Source organism: Halorubrum sp. FL23, assembly GCF_052439115.2.
In the GTDB taxonomy this organism is placed as follows: Archaea; Halobacteriota; Halobacteria; order Halobacteriales; family Haloferacaceae; genus Halorubrum; species Halorubrum persicum.
Window position 1 is genome coordinate 1 of the sequence record NZ_JBQVRO020000026.1, and the last position, 17,778, is coordinate 17,778.

Below are 17,778 nucleotides of genomic sequence, written 5' to 3' on the forward strand. Positions count from 1 at the left end.
CTTCCTCATTCCTTCCGAAAGATGTCTCGATAAGCCTCCGCTATCACGCGGTTTCTTGCTTAACTGAAGACAGATGACTTGTAGGCGTAGTACATCAGTTCTCCCGCTGATCTTCGACGTACTGTTTCAGCACGTCCAAAGACACCTGCCCAGTCGAGATGAGGCAGTACGAGTCGTTCCAGAACGAGTCGCCCCACAGTTCGGTCTTCAGTTCATCCTCGTACTCGTTACGGATACGGCGGGCGGTCGCGCCCTTGACCGTATTGATGAACTTCACGAGGTCTGTGGTAGGTTTCGCTCGGAACAGGATGTGAACGTGGTCGTCTTCTCCGTCGAGGTTCGTCAGTTCGACACCGTAGTTATCCGCGAACCCGTTGATGACCCCTCGAATGAATTGGGTTCGCTCCTCGGTTAGCACTCCGCGCCGATACTTCGTGGTGAGTATCAGGTGGTAGTCTAGGGAATACGTCGAGTGCGCTCCCGAGTCGAGGTCGTACTCCATTGGGTTCAGCTTTTAGTACGGTAACCCAACGTAAAAACATAGCGACTACGTGGGCCTGTGTGCCTGTAACCGTATCGCTGTATGAACAGATGATGACGGCACTGTATCCCCACCCTACTGCGTTCCTTATCCGCTGGCGCGGACTGCGGTACTCGTTGAGAGTGGGGGCTTAGCGCCTATATCAAGCTAAACGCGATCCGTTACTTCAGAAATAGATACTTGTACTAGGTGAGTTATCACAAATTAATATCTAGTCGCTCAGTGTGTTCTCTAGACAACTTCTGGAGGTCATGATTTCTTGTTCTTGTATTGGTAGTTCGGACGGACCTCCTCGAAGAGGTCTTCGATGATTTCCCAGAGGATCAGAGAGGGCGTCTCGTGTTTGAACGCGATTCCCCAACGGTCCTCTTTATCGCCAACTGAGTACTGGAAATGTGTCTGGTCAAGATCGGGATGGTCCTCATCTTGGTGCCATCCAGCATGAAATCCTGTGTTTGGGTCGGTGTAGTTGATACGGAACCAATCGTGGGGTTCCTGTCGGTACCATTTGATCGTCAGTTCCGGTGAATCAGGACCTGTCGGCGGATCAAGACGAGCCGGATCGAAAATTGCTCGCAGTTGTTTGGCCTCGATCTCGTCAGGAACGTACTCAACGGCTGTGATCTGTGGCACGCGGTCGAGGACGTCCCGCTTCAGCTGAGCGTAGAGGTTCGCGTTCGGGTCACCACCAGGATGTGGAACCGACATCCGTTAGCTGCTGGCTTCAGCAGGTCCAGTAGTCGGAGCAAGGAAGTCCCATTCGCGGATAGCGAACCCGACGATTTTGATGCGCCGCTGGAGATGTTCCCACTCACGAGCGATCTCACGCCGACGGTCTTCTTCGTCGGCGTCAAGGGTCTCATCGACGAGTGTCCCGCGAAGCTGGTTCGGTGACTCAATATCGAATTCGTCCTCCCAGTCTCGGATTTGTGCTTTCATCTCCGCGAGCCGGTCTGTGAGCTCCTCCACAGTATGGCCGCTGTCCCGCAGGCGCATCGCCTCCTGCATCGCCTGCCGCCGGTAATCAGGGTAGTACGTGGTGTGGGTGCCGCTTTCGTCACGATGGAGGATGCCGTCGTCGACGAGTCGTCTGAGGACGCGCTTAGTGGGTTCGTGTGACCAGTCCGCTTCGGAGGCGATCCAGTTTGCCGTTCTCGGCTCCGACAGCTGCCGTGTGACCATTCGGACGCGGTCTTCACCCGTGGTCTGACGACCCATCAGGCTCTCGGAATTGGACTTGTCTTCGGTCATACGCTACAGTTCGCACCTTATCTTAATATAGGTTGAGGTAATTCGTTCTATATCGAATCAATTTTTCACCTTCCGTCGACGCACGGGAAGTGAACTACCCTACCCTACTCGCTCACCGCTTGCGCGGTTCACTCCTTGAGGGTGGGGGCTTAGCGCCTATATTAAGCTAATAGCCACGGATTGGTGTATAATCTCTATGCCGCTATGCTAAAACTGAGCCTCCGATCTCGGCTGAGCCCGCCCTACAAGCGGGAGATTCGGCTTTTCTGAGACTGCTTTTAAGCTATTCTAGAATAGTATACTATTCATCCGATTCTAAAAAAGCAGACTCGCGGGCTTGTTCAAATCGCTCGGCCACTTCGTCGACGAGGTCTTCCTCCACGACAGTTCGCAGGAGTGCGTCCGTCATCTCCCGAACGACGATGTTTTGGTAGCCCTGCTGGTTGAGCTCGCGCTCCAATTCGTACTTCAGCCAGGAATCGAAATCCTCTATCGTAGCCTCACGAGCATAGAAGGGGCGCTGTTTGGCAGCCTCGTAGCTGAACGCAGTATCGGTTATCGGGTCCCGCGGCTCGGCCGATTCCCGAGGGGGGGTCTCCTCCGTTGCCTCCGGTTCGGACGCCTCATCCGTGTCCTCTGGTTCATCGTCCGGTTCATTTTCTAGCGTCTCTCCAAGGTCGGCAAACGGATCGTCCTCACTCATGGCGAACCACCTCCCCAGCCTCGACGATGTGCGCCAACTCGTCGAAACACGTCAACTGGTCACAGTCGGGATCGTAGTCTAGTAGCGGCTTGCGCTCACCGTAGGCCTTCGTGATGCTGGTTCGATCCCGAATGCCCGGTGATGGTTTGAGGTCACCGTCGTCGACGGCCTCCCAGTCCGTGATTCGAGCGAAATTCGGGATCCGGTCCTGAAGGCTATCGTGGGAATTCAACCGTTCAAGGAGCTGTCGATCCTGGGTCTGCTGGTCGATGCGACCGCTCAGCATATTCGGAACCAGCGCCAGCACGTCGACGTCCATGTGCTGACGAAGCGGGGAAATTTGGCGCTCAATAGTTCGCTCAAGGCCAGCCATCGCCTCGTTTCCAGGTGCAAGGGGAAGGACTAAATTTGTCGTCGCAACCAACGCGTTGTCCGTGAGTCGGGACCGATACGCCGGTGAATCTGTGACGATGTAATCGTAGGTATCCCCGAGAAGTGGATCAACGACTTCCCGCTTGAGTAAAGCAGAGGGCTGGAAGATGTCGCCGACGACGATCTCCCGCTCAACCTGTTCGAGGTCCTCGCTTGAGGGGAGAATGTCGAACTCGTAGCCGGTATCATAGATAACAGAGGTTGGATCAGCATCGTCGAAGAACACGTCGCCAATGGTTTCCTCCGTATTGTGATATTCGTCGTCATAGCCTAAGCCGACGGATGCGTGGCCGTTCGGGTCAAGATCAATGAGGAGGGCATCGTGATCTTGAGCGGCCAGCTGTCGAGCGAGGTTGACTGCGATCGTTGATTTACCAACGCCCCCCTTCAGCATACAAACCGACACAGCGCGAGAACTCCCGTCGGTTTGTATCGAGCTATATGGGCTATTTGGGCTATTCGTGCTATCTACACTATTCTGGCTATCTGAGTCACTCATACTATTCAACGGTATTACTCCCTCTCAACTTAACTCTGTGGTGAATAGCTTGAATAGTATACTATCTCATCCGCTGAGGTGTTTTAGAATAATATACTATTTTAAGATAGTATTCTATTTCAAGATAGTTCTTCATTCCAAAATAGATTAGATAGACGAGCAGGGGATCAGGAAACGAGTTCTACCATCACCGGAGCTCAGACTCAATAGCGGTCAGTCACTCGTCGTGGTCAATATAGGGGACACGTTTCGCAGGGCGATCGGGGTTGGCCCTCCCGCTGGAGTTTCAGAATCTCATCGTCGCTGTCAAGACAGTCGGCGATCCGCGGGAGTGTCGTCTCCAGCGTGGTGCCCTCGACACCGTCAAGGCCGGGAAAGAGGGCCCAAGAATCGCGATTCGTGTCCCGAATGTGGTTGCTCGCGTCAAGCGCGATGATTGGGTCGTCTCGTTCGCCGGCCCACTGGACGGCATCGAACCGATCGAGATAGACAAACGCGACACCAACGGTGAAGAGGGAAACTCCGAGCGGCTTGTAGGTAATGTCGATGAGATACGGCGTGGTGTACCCGATGATATCGAACACGACGGGGAGTCCGGTGATGCCAACGAGAGCAAAGAGCGCTCGTGTATCGAGGTCGATCTCGGTGAACAGTTCCAGCAGCATGAAGTAGCCGACAAAGGCATGCGCATACGAGAGTCCCATCGCAGTCGTCCCGAGCACACGATAGAGCAAGCAGATGCGGAAGTGGATGGGGCAGCAGCAACACTCCTCGAACAGGGACGGACAGAATCGATCGCCATCTACACGAATGATTTGCCCGCGTTCCGCGGGATTGAGCGCGCCCTCTCACAGCATGGCTACGAGGACGCAGTTCAACTCGTCAAGGCCTTCGACTTCGTCACGTCCGTCGAAAACCGGTACCAGTTCTCTGGGTGATCGCTTTCTGACGCACTGACCGCAGAGGATACGGCCACCATTCGTCGTTGACCTCGACAGAGCTCTACTGGTCACTGACTCGCTGGTCTGTCTGTGAAAACGCCTCTGTCGCCATGTCGGCGCGCTCGGCGGCCTCGATGTGCTGGTACGCCTCGCGGACCTGTTCCTCGCTGTTGTCGAGATACCGTGCGGCCGCGGCGTATCCGAACTGTCGAACGAGCACCTCGCCGACGCCCCGACGGCCGCCGTGTAGTTCGAGATAGTCGCCGTTGAGTGAGAGGTCTAGTTCTTCGCGACGTTCGGCCAGTGCGTCGTGCGTCCAGAGACGCTCCATGATCGATCGGGCACCGTCGGTCGTGAGCGGTTTTGGCGCGTTGAGCTCGTGCTCGCCGGCGACGATCAGGTCGGGCACTCCGCTGCGCACCCGCTCGATCGCGTCGTCGTCGAGGCCGGCGTCGGCGAGCCCCTCGGTGACGTGCGAGGCGAGCGACGGCCGGTGGAGCGTCGTGAACACCGGCCACGACTCCGACACGTCCAGCACCTCAGAGTACCGCTTCAACGGCGTAATGACGGGCTCCGGGAGCGAGGCTTCCTTCCACTCGCGACTCTTCCGGAACACGGTGACACTGCTGTCCGCGAACGACACGTCACGCCAGCGAATCCCGTTGCGGCCCTCGCGGTCCTCCTTCGGCGCCGAGAGAAACTCCGAGCCGCGCAGGCCGGTGTAGGCGACGACGTACACGAGCGCCTGTTCGCGACACCGCTGGTAGGCCTCGAACCGCGCTTTCTGTTTCGCCTGCCACGTCTCGCTCTCTGGGTCGCCCCGGTCGGCGTGGGAGACCTCGATCGCGCCGAGCGCGTCGAAGGCCTCGGAGACGCGCCGGTCGACGAACTGCGTGATCAGGTCGCGGTGGATCGGCTCCCACGCCTGCTGGTCGCCCGGTCGGCGGCCGTCGTTCTCGGGAAGCGGGTCTTCGGCGTCGGACTCGCGGGCGTAGTGCCGCGGGATGTACCCCTGCGCGTGCGCCCACCCGCACCAGGACGCGACGTGCGCGTAGTAGGTGAGCACGGTGCCGGCGGTGTTTCCTTCCGAGGAGAGATACCGCGCGTAGTCCGAGAACACCGTCGTATCGAGGTCCGTGAACCGGACGGTGTCGCCGTCGACGACGCCCGTCCACGACTCAGGCGGCGACGCGTTCGCGCTGTCGATTCTCTTACCGAGACACCAATCCTCGAATCGGTGAATCTCGCGAGTGGCGTCCTTCCGGTACGCGCCCTCTTCGCCGGCGTCGCCCTTCCCCTTGTCCGCGAGGTACTTCGGAAACGTGTCGTCGATCGGCGTCTCGACGGAGCGGCGGCCCGTCATTGGGTCTCCGAGGTGTGGGGGTTGTGCCGTCGGAACACCGCTGCGGACGCGGCGTTCCGGCTGGAGCGACTGTTTGGGGAAGCGTCGGCCATGATTCTGGATCTGCCTCGTTTGGGGCCACGGGTGGGGGCCACTATGTTGTTACTCTGTCTTACCGAGATAAGACACAGTAAGTAATTCCAACGAATATGTGAATTACTAATTCCGTATTGGGTGATATCGGTCGCGAGAGACTATCTGCGCGGTGTGAATACACTTATGTATTATATATCGCTATATAATTTTTCTTCTGTCGAGTTGCGAATCCCTCCCAAGAGGTTCATGGGATCGATCCTAAACGGCCAGATTTCGCCGAGAATTACCCGTCAGAGCGCCGAAGAAATCATCAGAATACGAAGAATACCATTCTACTTATCGATGATCGGCAAAAATACGCGACCACAACGAGTGATGCCTCTCACGAAGGGCGAGCCCGGACCGGATTCTATATGAGTGCGACCAACTCCTTGTCCAGCCATTTGAGGAACCGTCTGAGCGTTATCCGCGGCTTCTTCCTCGTTTCAATCTCCCCGATTCGTTCCTGCGTCAGAAAATCCACCAGTAACCACATGCTGTACACCACACACCCGAATGCGAAGTGGAACCACTGGACCTCGAATTCCTTCGAGGTCGTCCATGCAGCTGCATCTTTAATCGACGAGTATGAGTTCTTGCTCCGTTGAACGCCGACGCCGTCTGCGGATCGTATCGCTGATTTCACGGGATTTGGACGCCGTCTGGCGATATGGGACGTCTCAAGACCCTCGCACAGACGTTTCACGAATTCGCCACGAACCATGTTGAACAACCAGACGTACCCGCTGTCGCCGACGGCGACAACGGGTACGCCAAGTCCACCAAAATCGCGCTCCTTCTGCTCAAAGAGGAGATCAACAAGCCGCTTCGGAGGCTCGAAGACTATCTCAACGAGATGCCGGGAATTCTCGGTGTGTTTGATCTTGACTCATCGCCGGATTACTCATCTTTCAGCGTCTGGGACGATGAATTCCCGATGAAAGAACTGCGCCGCCTGCTCCGCGCCTCCGCGGAGCAGGCGGGGCTCTCAGGCACCGCGTCGATCGACGCCAGCGGCTTTCAGCGTGACCAAGCCAGCTCACACTACCGGAATCGGGTCGGTTACTCGTTCAACGCGATGAAAACGACGCTGCTTGTTGACACGGATTCTCTTGCTATCATGGACGCTCATTTCACGACTAAGAAAGCCTATGACGGCCATATCGGGCTGCAGGTCTTTCGGCGGAACGCCGAAGACCTGCAAGCGTTACTGGCCGACAAAATGTACTCGTGGAGTAATCTCCGTGAAGCTTGCCGTGACAGGTCTACACGGCCAGTGATCAAACACTGCGAGCAAAATGCACTCAAGAAAGCCCACAACGCCAGAATTGACGATGATGTCTACAACCAGCGGTCAATGAGTGAGACCGTGTTTGCGATGCTAAAAGACGACGGCGACGAGATCCGCTCCCGGAGCTGGCACGGCCAGTTCCGGGAGCTCACACGGAAGTGTATCGTCCATAACCTCGAGCAGGCGGCGAGTTAGAGCTCGCCGCCTGCTCCCCTTCTCCGAATGTATCCGAGAGAGGCATCGCCATCGTCCACCTCATGCTTTATTTGGTATCTTGTGAAACTGATGCTTTGGTCGCCGCACAATTCCGCTCGAATCGAATCGTCCGATCTGAGAATTTACAGCTAAAGCGCTGCTACCGGTAGAAGATCGAATATCAAAAATCCGATGTTGCCGCCGTCTTGCGTTCAACACGGCATGAGTTCTCGATTGCTCCCCGATCGCTGTACTGTTCAATCTGTGTTCTCGCCCACCGACGATCCAGCGCAAGCTCATCGGTCACATCAAGACTCGTGATGAACGGTTGTGGTGACCCATCCTCGTTTACATCATCGTCTTCATCCGGAGGGAGCACCACGACGTTCGTGTAGACCTTCGTATTCGACACCTCTCCTTTGACCGCACCATGAATTGGGAAATCCGTCTTTACGTACAGAGACGTATCATCCGGCTCATTGTATCCCTGTTTTAGCTCTTGGAACTGATCGCACATGGGTCCAATCCGATGTTTGTCTTTCCGGGCAGGGATTACGTAGTCGATATCTCTCGCAGTAAGCGTCTCTATCACGTCGGCCGCATGGAACTCCCGATCAGCGTACACCATCCTGATGTTGACGTAGTCATCAGCGATCGAAATGAGTCGCCGTGCAACATCCCCGACCGCTCTTCAGTAGACTGGCGGAACCAGGAGCATTAGTGCCTCTGGCCCGGCAAAAACGGGTATGTATGAAGACCGTCCTGCCTTCGGCCAGAGGCTATCGGAACTTGCGGAACTTGGGGTAATAGAATTTCGGGCCGAGCCGCTCGACGCCATCGTCGAGCGGCGTCTCAAGACGATCTGGGAAGAACGCTCCTGTCCACACTGCGGCGCAGACAACCTCCACGCTCTCAACGGTTCTGACCGTATCTGGTGTGGCCGCTGTGACTGGAAAACCACGTACACGCGAGGGACACACTTCTACGATTCGGAACTCACCCTAGGTGAGTTCCTCATCGCCTTCATCCTCTACGCTGACACACTCCTCAGCATTACCCAAATCGCTGAACTCCTCTCACCGTGTTACACGACGCTTCACGACCAGCTCAGAGAGTTTGAAACCGCGTTCTGTCGGGGATTTCCGACTGTCTGGGAGCGTATCTCCCAGACAGTCGATGGGCCAACACAGGTCGATGAAACACAGCAGGTGTGTTCGGGCTTCAAAGGCCAAGATCCGCCGCGGGAGGGACTCAACCGCGGCGGGTCGCCCGAGGGTGGACGTACCCGCTGGACAGGGAATCAGGGTGACGAACTGACGCTCGTCGCGGCGTGCCGCGACGTGCTTCGCGTGGTCTCAGCTCAGGAAGGAAGCGACTATGAAGATGATCTTGGGCCAGTTATCGAGGAAGCAGACGACCTCTCCCAGCCGCTGGGAGAGGTCTGGACCGATGGACTGCCAGCTTACCGAGGCATGGAGCACGATCACCAATACGTTGTCCACGACGAGAGGTACGTCTCCGACAAAGGCGTCCACACGACCAGGTAGAGTGCCTCTGGTCACTGCTCCAACCGTGGTTGGCGAAGTTCCGCGGCCTGTCCAAGCAGGGCTTGGAACAGGCCGCTCGGACCTACGGCTTCCTCCGGTCACTGAACCTTACTGGGGCACCGATCCACAGTCTCGTGGACTGTATCGCTGTCAATGTATTCCGCTAGTTCCGCCAGTCTACCGAAGAGCGACCATGATAGGCTGCCGATCTACAGGCACACTCTCCGAAGCACGACTCCGCCCAGGAATCGACAACTCAACTGGTCACTCCTCATCAGGAGTGTCAAGATACTCTTCGATCAGCGGTTTGAGCTTACTCCGAAGTGCCCTGTCTCCCTCAATTGTTCCATCCACATGAATCCGGTACTCAGTCCCCAGTTTTTCTACATGCAGTCGGGGAGTGGTATCCTCCCATTCAACGCTTACCGTGGCTGACTCAGATAATCGATCTCGAAGTGCTTCAAGCTCATGTGGGAGCTCTTGGGGCTCAGTGACGCCTTCAGTCTCATCGGTATCCTCTCCAAGGCCGTCTTGGCGTGGCTGTTCACGCTGATCTGGATCTGCCTCCACATCACTATCTCCCGATTCAGATTCAGACAGCTGTTTTGTATCACCGTTCGAACTCTCTCCCTGATCTGTCAAAACAGAGTCGCTCTCATCAACAATCTCAAGCCGTCCTTTCGGGAACCCATAGTTCTTACAGTTCAATTCAGCCAGCGGGATTGGCTCTTCGACCGGGAGTTTTTCTGAGTCCTGATCTTCCAGTGACTCTCTGAATGCCACCACGGTCACATCCGACTCCCCATCATACTCCGGATTGTCCTCAGCTACGGTCACTTCTTCGTCTGTCTCTGAATCCAGATACGCAACCCACTCTTGACACGTACACGGTGGCCGGTTTATTACGACTGCTTCAGACGGCGCCGGATCTTCCCTGTCGATGACTACTGTCCCAGGCCGATATCTATCAGCATCACTCTCAGTCTCTGACTGGTCGTCCCCCACAGACTCCTCAGTCATCTCGCTGTCGCTCACAATAAACTGGGCTTTCGGCTCGCTGTGTATGACTGTTTTGACACCGTGAGAGTCAATCCGCCTCTGATAGGGATCAGCAGAGATACTCATAGATTTTCGGTGAGTTCAACGTTGGAAGCGTTCTCGTGAGATACGTCTTCAGTTCGGGAAGTGTTCGGTAGAGTCTGTTGGCACGTCCGTCGTTCACTTGACGCCAGCACTGTTCGAGTGGGTTCATTTCCGGCGCATACGGTGGGAGATACTCAAGAAGCAGGCCGACTCACTGAAGCTCAATTCGTCCAACGACTGGTTCGAAAAACTACTGTGTTACAATGTATCGGGATGAGCGTGTGGATTTTTGAGTGTCTTCGATCAGCCGGTCGAGCAGCGGCAGCTGTCCACCGGTCCGGACAGCAGTCGTGAGTGGCGACGCTGTCGCGTCGGCGGCGGTCCGCCGCCGACAGCGACGGTCCACCCCGAAGACTAAGCTCACCAGCACTTCGAAGACACCCCACGACCAGTCCAATCTGGTTCACCGCCATTAGACAAGATCACGCGGCTGTCGATGTGATCGACTGAAACTATCTCCGATAACGGACCCACCGGACACCACCAGAAGCCACTGGTAGGCGTGGGTGGGTTCATTCCTCGCGATGTACATCGATATCTACAGCTTCGGTGACGAACAGCTGATCATCAACCGCGTATAGATAGCCGCGGTTCAATAGCTGGTCGAGTGCATATTTCGCATCACCGTCTGCGAAGTCTGCCTCGAGTAATCGGGCGTGGGCGTCACTACGTGGTATGCTGCTGTCGGCGTCCATGGTTTCTAAAAGACTCTCGTAGGCACTCTCAGCGACGGCCCCAAGTGGTCTCTCATCTCTATTGTACATCTGTTCGGTGAGTGCGCTGTCTCGATCACATAGTAAATGCCGATGAATATCAATCTCGTGGGAAGCTATCTTGATTCAGCGAGAGAATCTCACTGTTCACGGTGCGAGTGAATCCCGTACACTCCACTACTCAGACACATAACTCGGCAGCCGAGATATTAAGTCGATTGAGTCCCACTCATTTTTACATGAAACCGTTTAGTGTAAGCGATGCTGCAGAAGACGTTTTAGATGATGAGGAGTCAATTGAGAAGCTTCGAACTGATGCCGTCAGCCTAGAGATAATGACTTTCGAGGAGGGCGACGAGGATCCGATGCACGCCCACGCCGAAGACGAGATCTATCACGTCGATTCCGGGAACGCACAACTCAATGTCGAGGGAGACACCTACGATGTCTCTGAGGGTGACGTCATCCATCTCGAACCGGGGACCGATCATCAGTTCGTTAATTTCGAAGACGAACTTGTCATGACTGTGTTATACGCTCCGGCCAAAGGCTCGACCGAGTAAGGCCAAGCATAGCGATTAACATTACTAGGTAAAGACAGTATCTATATGAATGAAGTCGGGGGCACAAGACTCAGCGCCCGTTGATCTCTCTCTAACACACGTTCCGGACGGGTATATTCGAGTAAGCTACTGGGCCTTCAGTCCTGATCTGCTAGATTCCAGATACAGACCGTCTCTCGATTGTATCTAGCAATTCAGCGTTGAAGCGGCACTACCGTCCACTACTTTGCTCGTCACCCTCAAGCGCGTCCCGAAGCCCCTCCGGGAGTAGGGAAAACGGCTTTTCCGCGTGAAAGGCGGCGTCCTCGTAGGCCTGCCCGACGTGTCTTCGCTTCGAGTCTGCACACTCCTCGGCGAGCGTGTCCAGTTCGTCCATCATAGACCAGAGTTCGTCCTCGGCTTCAAGCATCTCGGCGGTCAGCGCCAGTTCCTTGGTCGCCTTGGCGGTCGCGCGTCGCACGCGGCCGTCGTCGTCGCGGACCGCGTCCGCGTAGAGGTCCCGAAGTCGTTCTCGGTGGGTCGCGATCTCGTCGAACATCCACTCGCCTGGTAACGCTTCGTCGGTGAGGTCCGCACCGACCGTTCGATAGGCCAGGCGTGGATACAAACCGGCCGCAAAGCGAATCACGGACTGTCGCTGGCATCCATCGTCGGCCTTGTAGAGGTCACGACACATATCGGAACACTCGTTGAACAGGACGGCTCGTTCCTTGATTCCGGTATTCTCGATTCCGTCGATCGCGCGATTCACCTACACGGTGTTGCCCGAGGAGAGCGCGTCGGCGAACGCCTCGCGAGTGTGATCTATACGCGTTGTTGGTCGGGCGATCTAATTCATCGGATCGGCCTTCGAGAGGATTTCCGTTCCTCACCCGGCGGCGTCGTCGACGTAGTCATCACGCTACCAGACGATCCGGCCTGCAGGCGACCTGACCGCAGTCGCCGTGAACACTTCGACGGAGCACGTTTCCGTACGGCCGTATCCGATCCGTGTAGATGGGTAGCGAGATAGCGCAGTCGTTCGGGGATCGCTTCGTCACTCCACGTATACTTCTCCCGGAACACGGGCAGGGTGTATGTCCAATCCTCGTCGAGTGACCAGATCGTTGCTGTGGCGAGTCTGGCGTTGACGTGATCGTCGGCGACCATGTCCGGATGTGTGGTGTCGATGTGCCAAAGTGTAGCTTGCTCGGACTGAAAGAGCGGGAGCGGATCGAGGTGTTCGGCCTAGAGATGTTCGGGCGTCAGTCCCATATCTGGTGTGTGGGAACAGGAGAGATAATTTCTTCCTGGTCTGGAGAATTCTGAAGGGGAGCGATCGCGAACGAACAGCTATGGTCGACTACATCGTGGAAATCAAAGACTCGGTCTTTCGCGAGACACCACTCGCGGAGGCAAATTTCGATGAGGATGATCGACTCGCCTTCGGCTCGAAAGCGGACGCAGAGGAGTGGGTGACTGAACAGAACCGAGAACACACGAGCAGGGGGCAACTCACGCTACACACCGCGCATCCGGCCGACACGTCGGATGTCGACGCCTACGTCGTCTTCCAGCCGGTGAACGGCGTCTGGGTTCCAGATTCGTAGGCACACAGCCACCCAACCGTCCACCACAATTACTACGGGTTCAACCCGTAGATACCATACGAGCGATGGTTGATCCCGACCCGACACTCACGGAGGCAGCAGTCCGGGATCTGGCACGTCCCCAGTCATACGACCGGGGAGAGAACTACTACGACGGGGGTGCCGTCGTCAAGCTCGTCCGGCGCGGTGAGACGATCCGAGCGGCGGTTGAAGGTAGCCAGTACGAGCCCTACCAGGTGCGGATCGAGCTCGACGAAACCGGGGTCGTCGACACGGCATGTTCCTGTCCGTATGATCACGGTGGGATTTGCAAGCACCGTGTCGGTGTCCTCCTGACATACGTCCGTGATCCCGACAGGATCAACCAGCGACCGCCAGTCTCCGAACTAGTCGCCGACGCGGACCCCGAGGACCTCCGTGACGTTCTCGTCGACCTCGTCGAGAGTCTCCCGGAGCTGGCAGAGCAGGTTGAGTCCCAGCTCAAACCGCTGGACGCAGTAGAGGAGGGCAACGACGCTCGCGACCGCACGCCCGACATCAACCGGGAGTCGATCCGCCAACAGGTGCAGTACATTCTCCGTCCCACCGAGGGACGGAGCGCCCACGCGTACGACCCGTATGACGCAGTCGAAACTGACGTCGGGAAGTTGCGAAACCTCCTCGACCAGGCACGGACAGCCCTCGAGGCCGGCGACGGCGAGACGGCACTAGATATCCTCGAACCGCTGGCCGACGAACTCATGGGCGAGGAGTGGCTCGCTCTCTCGTACGACGATTCGAACGCGATCTTCGAGTTTTTCGACGAGGTCGACCGAGTGCTGGCCGAGGCGCTACTCACGGCCGACCTCTCAGAAGGTGACCGGGCAGACTGGGAGGATCGCCTCTGGGCGTGGGAACAGGAGATGGGGAGCTATACCCACCAGCCACCGTACAGCGTCGCACTTGAAGCGGCACAGCGGGGGTGGGATTTCGAGCCGGTCCAGCGAGCGATGGACGGTGATATTACTCATGCCGACCTCTGGGAGGGCGACCCGCCCTGGTACGCCGAGGACTTCGTCAGGGCCCGCGTCAACGTCCTCGAACGCCAGGGCCGCATCGATGAATACCTGAACCTGGCGGAGGCTGCGGACCTGATCGACGACTACGTCACCATGCTCGTCGAGGAGGGACGGATCGACGAGGCAATCGAGTACGGTCGACGCAACCTGTACACCCCGGACGAAGCACTCACGCTGGCCAAAGGCCTTCGAGAACACGACCGGCCGGAGGCCACTCTGGAGATCGCCCAGCACGGATTGACTCTCGGCGACAGCAGCGGGCAAGCGGAGTTGGCCGAGTGGCTCCGCGATCGGGCCAACAGCATGGGTGAATCCGAGATTGCGCTGGAGGCAGCTATCGCCGCGTTCGACGCCTCGCCGACGCTTGCGGCCTATCAGGCTACAGAGGAGACCGCTGGCGAGGAGTGGCCGACCGTACGCGAGGAGCTACTGGAGTCGCTTACAGACAGGAACACGAGACAGCGGACTGCACGACAGCACGTCGAGATTTTTCTGTACGCGGAGCGATACGACGAGGCCATCGCCATCGCGGACCGGCTTTCGGATTACAAGGTCGTGGAACCGGTCGTCGAGACCGTTTGGGAGGAGCACCCCCAGTGGACGATCGACGCCTGCAAGGAGCAGGCCGAGCCGATCATCGAAGAAGGACAGTCTCAGCGGTATCGCCATGCTGTGGACTGGCTGGAGTATGCGGGAAAGGCAGCCCAGGCGTCGGGGAACTTCGACGAGTGGCGTGCCTACGTGAAGGACTTACGAGACGAGCACTATCAGAAGTACAAGTTGCGACCGATGCTGGAGGATCTGTTGGGGGAGTTCTCGTGCTGAAAGAACGACCAGAGAGCGACTGGACAGTCTCCTTTTGACTCCCGGGGGCACCTCGTGCGATAGGCTTCTTTGTCTTCGTGGATACACTTGACCCGATGCAAACCGAGACGTGGATCGAGCGGACGATCATCGACCAACTCACCACCCACGATAGACGCTACAAACACGATTACGGTGGCGTCGAAAAAACGACCGACGACCTCGTCGCAGCCTGTACGGAACTCGATCTCATCACGTCAGGAGACGAACCAGGACTCCCATCGATCGAGCAGTTTTTCGCAGCGGACGCGGATCTCGAACCAGGGGTCGAGAAGACACTCGAATCACTCGAGGAACGGGGCCTGATCGAGCGTGTCGGGGAGCGCGAGCGGCTTGGCCCACCGCTCGAACCGGGCGACTACGGGACGACAGTTGTCTGGGAGCCGACAGTCGAGGGACGGGCCGAAGCGAGCGCAATTCGCAAGGCATACTCTTCCGAGGTAGCTGAACTCAAGGAGTCGCACGAGAGGCAGTCGGACGAGTTCAAGGAACAAATCGTGACGCTCGCCAGAACGTACGGCGTTCTCCCGAACTACTTCGGCTAAGAACGGGTTCGGGGCTCAGACCCCAACTTTCTCCAGCTCGTCGAGAAACGCCGGACGATTTGAATACTTCTCTCGAAGGAACGACACTAGATTTTCGAACCGTCGGTCACGTCCCAGCGTCTGTATCGTCTGGAGGTGTTCGGCCACCTGTGTATAATACTTGCGACGACTCGCGTCGGCAGCAGCCTTCTTGATCTTGCGACGATACGCATCGAAGTACGCAGCGGGATCGTGGTTTCCGAGTTGGTGGATGTAGGCTTCGAACAGATCGAGATCGCGGGCGTTCGTGACCGTCTCGAACGCGTCATCGATCCGGTTTTCTCGCAAGTAGATTTTGATTATCGTGTCGGCGTCCCACCGACTATCCAGTCGGTCGACGATCGTGTCGACGACGTACTCCCACTCATCGTCGGGCGTTGCTGTCTTCAACTGCTCGTAGTACGGCCAGTCCGTCCGTTCGACGAACAACCCGACCATCGTGTCCCGGAAGGCGTCGGCGTCCGTCTCCTCGTACTGATCGACAAGGAACTCACGGAGCCCGATTGTATCTGACCCAGAGAACGCCTCGGTCCCGTACTCCGCGACGGTAATTGCGGCCTCATGTTCACATTCCTCCGCGAGAAGTCGGGCGTATCGAAGACAGAGGTGTCGAGACGCAGGATAGTGTCGGTTGAGGATGGCTCCGAGTTCCGCCTGCTCGTTGATGCGGTCGAGCAGTTCGACGTAGCCGCGCATCCAGGCGGTTTCGGTGAATCCGTCGAGTAACTCCTCTTCGTTGGCGGGGGTAGTGAGATCACCACGTCGCCACGTATCCGTGTTTTCGTCGTACTGGCCACTGTAGAGTCGATCGGGATCGAGCCGCTCGTCGATTCGATCCCGCAGCAGGGACTGCCAGTAGCGATAGTCGTCTTCGGTCGTGCACAACTCCCAGAGCGCCTCTCTGAAGTGCTGTGGGAAGCCACCTTCCTCGTGTTCGTCGAGCCACTGGTCGAAACAGTACTCGATGTACTCGCGTTTCTCCTCGTGCGGGAGAGCCGCCTCGCTGATAGCGGTAGCGTAGCTCGCGATGGCGTCCTGAAAGGTTTCGTCGTGTTCAAACCCACCCCAATGAGGATCGAACTCGTGGAGGTGATCGCGCATCGCTTCGAACATCGCACGATAGATGGTCGTAGCGTCGCGGTATCGCCCCTTCTCAATGTACGACTCTGCTCGATCTTCGTAGGTGGTGAAGTTCGGTGTAGACTGGTACCCGTACTTGGATTCGATTTCGTCCCTCAGTTCGTAAACGTCGAGATCTGACGTGTCCAGAAAGGAATGAAACCGCCGTTCGAGATCCGGATCGGCTGCCAACTCCCGGGCGAGAAACGCTCGGAGCACCTCCGGCGGCGTTTTTTCGAGTTTCTCCTCGATGTCGCTTATATCTTCATATCGCTGAACGTCCAGTCGCCACCCAGTCGCCGGTGGAACCCCTCGGCTTCGATCGTTTCTCGCAGCCGCGACCTGACCGCCTCGTCGAACTCGAAGTGGTAGTCAACTTCCTCGCGAAGGTCCCAGTAGCGCGGGATTTGTGGTGGCGAGTTGTCGTCAACTGTCCCGAGGACTGACGCCAGCGTATAGCGATCCTCGTAATCGATTCGCTCGTCGGTCAGCAATGCTTCGAGCAGGTCGGCCGCGGCGTGCTGGTCGGCGTAGAACGTGTGCGAGAGGGCGCCGTGGACCCAGAACAGTTCCTCGGTGACGATGTCTCGGAGGTGGTCTACAGCCGAGTGATCGGGGTGGCCGATTCCCCACCCGTAGGTGAGTGATTCCTCCCCGCTGACGTCTCCCATCGACTCCCAAAACGAGCCGAGATACACCAACGATTCGGCGGGGATTGCGGCAACGCCATCCTCCAATCGCGTCCGGATGACGTGCCGTCCGACCGCGTTCTCGATGACTGGGCTCACGAGGGGCTCCTCGACGGTGTTTTCACGTGGATAGGCGTCGATGAGATCCACGAGAAAGTCCCACCCCTCGCGGGTGGCGTTCTCGTCGAGAGCCGCTGCAACTGGTTCGTAAAACGCCCAGAGAATCCCGCGATACGTGTCGTAGTCTTCTCTGTCGTGGTACTCCCGAAGCTCTCGCTCGTACCGGCCGATCAACCCGAACGCAGCGTCGACATCTCCCTGGGCAGCCTCCTCGAGCGTGGTTTTCAGCGCGTCGCTCGCGGCTTCGAGTCCCCGCTTCCTGCGCTCGGAACTCCGTTGCTGCATGTTGGCGCTGAGCGTGTCCGAAATCGAATCGAGGAACGCGTCGAACGACGACGAGGGGTCCGGATCGTCTGGCTCATCGGCCGGACAATCGTGCAGACGAAGACGGCTTAACGTGTTGAACGTCTCGCCACAGGCGTCGCATTCGTGTGGCATCGTTTGTGTTCGTCTGGACGT

At 57.3% G+C, this 17,778-nt stretch carries 20 protein-coding genes and 1 pseudogene; 7 read left to right on the forward strand and 14 right to left on the reverse strand.

Going from position 1 to position 17,778, the window contains the following annotated elements:
* Positions 1 to 94: 94 nt before the first annotated feature.
* The 6 genes from tnpA to ACT4MF_RS17655 all read right to left on the reverse strand — a co-directional run bounded on the left by tnpA (position 95) and on the right by ACT4MF_RS17655 (position 4,130).
* Complete coding sequence (gene tnpA / locus ACT4MF_RS17630; RefSeq protein ID WP_444683609.1) at positions 95 to 502, reverse strand: IS200/IS605 family transposase; 408 nt, start codon at positions 500 to 502, stop codon at positions 95 to 97.
* A gap of 288 nt (positions 503 to 790) precedes the next feature.
* Complete coding sequence (locus ACT4MF_RS17635) at positions 791 to 1,249, reverse strand: hypothetical protein (RefSeq protein WP_444683608.1); 459 nt, start codon at positions 1,247 to 1,249, stop codon at positions 791 to 793.
* A gap of 3 nt (positions 1,250 to 1,252) precedes the next feature.
* On the reverse strand, positions 1,253 to 1,792 hold the full coding sequence (locus ACT4MF_RS17640; protein ID WP_444683607.1) for a DUF7342 family protein: 540 nt from the start codon (positions 1,790 to 1,792) through the stop codon (positions 1,253 to 1,255).
* Positions 1,793 to 2,093: 301 nt separating this feature from the next.
* Positions 2,094 to 2,495, reverse strand: a complete 402-nt coding sequence (locus tag ACT4MF_RS17645) for a DUF7970 domain-containing protein (protein WP_444683606.1) — start codon at positions 2,493 to 2,495, stop codon at positions 2,094 to 2,096.
* Positions 2,488 to 3,426 carry a ParA family protein gene (locus tag ACT4MF_RS17650; protein WP_444683605.1) on the reverse strand — a complete coding sequence of 313 codons (939 nt, stop codon included), beginning with the start codon at positions 3,424 to 3,426 and terminating at the stop codon, positions 2,488 to 2,490. Before ACT4MF_RS17650 ends, ACT4MF_RS17645 begins: the two co-directional genes overlap by 8 nt.
* Before the next feature lie 230 nt (positions 3,427 to 3,656).
* On the reverse strand, positions 3,657 to 4,130 hold the full coding sequence (locus ACT4MF_RS17655; protein WP_444683604.1) for a hypothetical protein: 474 nt from the start codon (positions 4,128 to 4,130) through the stop codon (positions 3,657 to 3,659).
* Here ACT4MF_RS17655 and ACT4MF_RS17660 point away from each other — a divergent pair.
* Positions 4,110 to 4,364 carry a PIN domain-containing protein gene (locus ACT4MF_RS17660; RefSeq protein WP_512053321.1) on the forward strand — a complete coding sequence of 85 codons (255 nt, stop codon included), beginning with the start codon at positions 4,110 to 4,112 and terminating at the stop codon, positions 4,362 to 4,364. The two genes, ACT4MF_RS17655 and ACT4MF_RS17660, sit on opposite strands and share 21 nt — an antisense overlap.
* Positions 4,365 to 4,428: 64 nt before the next feature.
* Here ACT4MF_RS17660 and ACT4MF_RS17665 read toward each other — a convergent pair whose 3' ends face one another.
* Positions 4,429 to 5,730, reverse strand: coding sequence for a site-specific integrase (locus ACT4MF_RS17665; protein WP_444683602.1), 1,302 nt, complete (start codon positions 5,728 to 5,730; stop codon positions 4,429 to 4,431).
* A 784-nt stretch (positions 5,731 to 6,514) separates the two neighbouring features.
* Between ACT4MF_RS17665 and ACT4MF_RS17670 the strand changes: the two genes are divergently transcribed.
* Positions 6,515 to 7,330, forward strand: coding sequence for an IS5 family transposase (locus ACT4MF_RS17670; RefSeq protein ID WP_200530319.1), 816 nt, complete (start codon positions 6,515 to 6,517; stop codon positions 7,328 to 7,330).
* 181 nt (positions 7,331 to 7,511) lie between these two features.
* Here the strand turns inward: ACT4MF_RS17670 and ACT4MF_RS17675 are convergent, their stop codons facing one another.
* Positions 7,512 to 7,958 (reverse strand): hypothetical protein, encoded by a 447-nt coding sequence (locus tag ACT4MF_RS17675; protein WP_444683600.1) that lies wholly within the window; start codon positions 7,956 to 7,958, stop codon positions 7,512 to 7,514.
* 118 nt (positions 7,959 to 8,076) lie between these two features.
* Here ACT4MF_RS17675 and ACT4MF_RS17680 point away from each other — a divergent pair.
* Positions 8,077 to 9,044 (forward strand): annotated as a pseudogene (locus tag ACT4MF_RS17680) (IS1595 family transposase).
* Between the two features lie 97 nt (positions 9,045 to 9,141).
* Here the strand turns inward: ACT4MF_RS17680 and ACT4MF_RS17685 are convergent.
* The 3 genes from ACT4MF_RS17685 to ACT4MF_RS17695 all read right to left on the reverse strand — a co-directional run bounded on the left by ACT4MF_RS17685 (position 9,142) and on the right by ACT4MF_RS17695 (position 10,715).
* On the reverse strand, positions 9,142 to 9,912 hold the full coding sequence (locus ACT4MF_RS17685; RefSeq protein WP_141213566.1) for a hypothetical protein: 771 nt from the start codon (positions 9,910 to 9,912) through the stop codon (positions 9,142 to 9,144).
* A 73-nt stretch (positions 9,913 to 9,985) separates the two neighbouring features.
* Positions 9,986 to 10,165 carry a transposase gene (locus ACT4MF_RS17690; RefSeq protein WP_394338380.1) on the reverse strand — a complete coding sequence of 60 codons (180 nt, stop codon included), beginning with the start codon at positions 10,163 to 10,165 and terminating at the stop codon, positions 9,986 to 9,988.
* A gap of 367 nt (positions 10,166 to 10,532) precedes the next feature.
* The gene (locus ACT4MF_RS17695; RefSeq protein ID WP_141213567.1) at positions 10,533 to 10,715 is read right to left on the reverse strand and encodes a hypothetical protein; all 183 of its coding nucleotides are present in this window, start codon (positions 10,713 to 10,715) and stop codon (positions 10,533 to 10,535) included.
* Positions 10,716 to 10,972: 257 nt separating this feature from the next.
* Between ACT4MF_RS17695 and ACT4MF_RS17700 the strand changes: the two genes are divergently transcribed.
* The gene (locus ACT4MF_RS17700) at positions 10,973 to 11,296 is read left to right on the forward strand and encodes a cupin domain-containing protein (protein WP_094519466.1); all 324 of its coding nucleotides are present in this window, start codon (positions 10,973 to 10,975) and stop codon (positions 11,294 to 11,296) included.
* A gap of 211 nt (positions 11,297 to 11,507) precedes the next feature.
* Here ACT4MF_RS17700 and ACT4MF_RS17705 read toward each other — a convergent pair whose 3' ends face one another.
* Complete coding sequence (locus ACT4MF_RS17705; protein WP_444683599.1) at positions 11,508 to 12,047, reverse strand: hypothetical protein; 540 nt, start codon at positions 12,045 to 12,047, stop codon at positions 11,508 to 11,510.
* 583 nt (positions 12,048 to 12,630) lie between these two features.
* Here ACT4MF_RS17705 and ACT4MF_RS17710 point away from each other — a divergent pair.
* From ACT4MF_RS17710 to ACT4MF_RS17720, 3 genes are all read left to right on the forward strand, one after another.
* Positions 12,631 to 12,885 carry a DUF8081 domain-containing protein gene (locus ACT4MF_RS17710; protein WP_094519467.1) on the forward strand — a complete coding sequence of 85 codons (255 nt, stop codon included), beginning with the start codon at positions 12,631 to 12,633 and terminating at the stop codon, positions 12,883 to 12,885.
* 65 nt (positions 12,886 to 12,950) lie between these two features.
* Positions 12,951 to 14,768, forward strand: a complete 1,818-nt coding sequence (locus tag ACT4MF_RS17715; protein WP_094519468.1) for an SWIM zinc finger family protein — start codon at positions 12,951 to 12,953, stop codon at positions 14,766 to 14,768.
* Positions 14,769 to 14,863: 95 nt separating this feature from the next.
* Entirely contained in the window at positions 14,864 to 15,352 is a 489-nt protein-coding gene (locus ACT4MF_RS17720; RefSeq protein ID WP_444683598.1) for a hypothetical protein, read from the forward strand.
* Positions 15,353 to 15,367: 15 nt separating this feature from the next.
* Here ACT4MF_RS17720 and ACT4MF_RS17725 read toward each other — a convergent pair whose 3' ends face one another.
* Both ACT4MF_RS17725 and ACT4MF_RS17730 read right to left on the reverse strand, forming a co-directional pair.
* Complete coding sequence (locus ACT4MF_RS17725; protein WP_444683597.1) at positions 15,368 to 16,504, reverse strand: hypothetical protein; 1,137 nt, start codon at positions 16,502 to 16,504, stop codon at positions 15,368 to 15,370.
* Between the two features lie 263 nt (positions 16,505 to 16,767).
* Complete coding sequence (locus tag ACT4MF_RS17730; protein WP_512053319.1) at positions 16,768 to 17,604, reverse strand: DUF8137 family protein; 837 nt, start codon at positions 17,602 to 17,604, stop codon at positions 16,768 to 16,770.
* Between the last annotated feature and the right edge of the window lie 174 nt (positions 17,605 to 17,778).

Coding starts and splice junctions, on each gene's coding strand:
- tnpA (WP_444683609.1), bottom strand. CDS start 502: ATGGAGTACGACCTCGACTCGGGAGCGCACTCGACGTATTCCCTAGAC.
- ACT4MF_RS17635 (WP_444683608.1), bottom strand. CDS start 1,249: ATGTCGGTTCCACATCCTGGTGGTGACCCGAACGCGAACCTCTACGCT.
- ACT4MF_RS17640 (WP_444683607.1), bottom strand. CDS start 1,792: ATGACCGAAGACAAGTCCAATTCCGAGAGCCTGATGGGTCGTCAGACC.
- ACT4MF_RS17645 (WP_444683606.1), bottom strand. CDS start 2,495: ATGAGTGAGGACGATCCGTTTGCCGACCTTGGAGAGACGCTAGAAAAT.
- ACT4MF_RS17650 (WP_444683605.1), bottom strand. CDS start 3,426: ATGAGTGACTCAGATAGCCAGAATAGTGTAGATAGCACGAATAGCCCA.
- ACT4MF_RS17660 (WP_512053321.1), top strand. CDS start 4,110: ATGCGCATACGAGAGTCCCATCGCAGTCGTCCCGAGCACACGATAGAG.
- ACT4MF_RS17655 (WP_444683604.1), bottom strand. CDS start 4,130: ATGGGACTCTCGTATGCGCATGCCTTTGTCGGCTACTTCATGCTGCTG.
- ACT4MF_RS17665 (WP_444683602.1), bottom strand. CDS start 5,730: ATGACGGGCCGCCGCTCCGTCGAGACGCCGATCGACGACACGTTTCCG.
- ACT4MF_RS17670 (WP_200530319.1), top strand. CDS start 6,515: ATGGGACGTCTCAAGACCCTCGCACAGACGTTTCACGAATTCGCCACG.
- ACT4MF_RS17675 (WP_444683600.1), bottom strand. CDS start 7,958: ATGGTGTACGCTGATCGGGAGTTCCATGCGGCCGACGTGATAGAGACG.
- ACT4MF_RS17695 (WP_141213567.1), bottom strand. CDS start 10,715: ATGGACGCCGACAGCAGCATACCACGTAGTGACGCCCACGCCCGATTA.
- ACT4MF_RS17700 (WP_094519466.1), top strand. CDS start 10,973: ATGAAACCGTTTAGTGTAAGCGATGCTGCAGAAGACGTTTTAGATGAT.
- ACT4MF_RS17710 (WP_094519467.1), top strand. CDS start 12,631: ATGGTCGACTACATCGTGGAAATCAAAGACTCGGTCTTTCGCGAGACA.
- ACT4MF_RS17715 (WP_094519468.1), top strand. CDS start 12,951: ATGGTTGATCCCGACCCGACACTCACGGAGGCAGCAGTCCGGGATCTG.
- ACT4MF_RS17720 (WP_444683598.1), top strand. CDS start 14,864: ATGCAAACCGAGACGTGGATCGAGCGGACGATCATCGACCAACTCACC.
- ACT4MF_RS17725 (WP_444683597.1), bottom strand. CDS start 16,504: ATGTTCGAAGCGATGCGCGATCACCTCCACGAGTTCGATCCTCATTGG.
- ACT4MF_RS17730 (WP_512053319.1), bottom strand. CDS start 17,604: ATGCAGCAACGGAGTTCCGAGCGCAGGAAGCGGGGACTCGAAGCCGCG.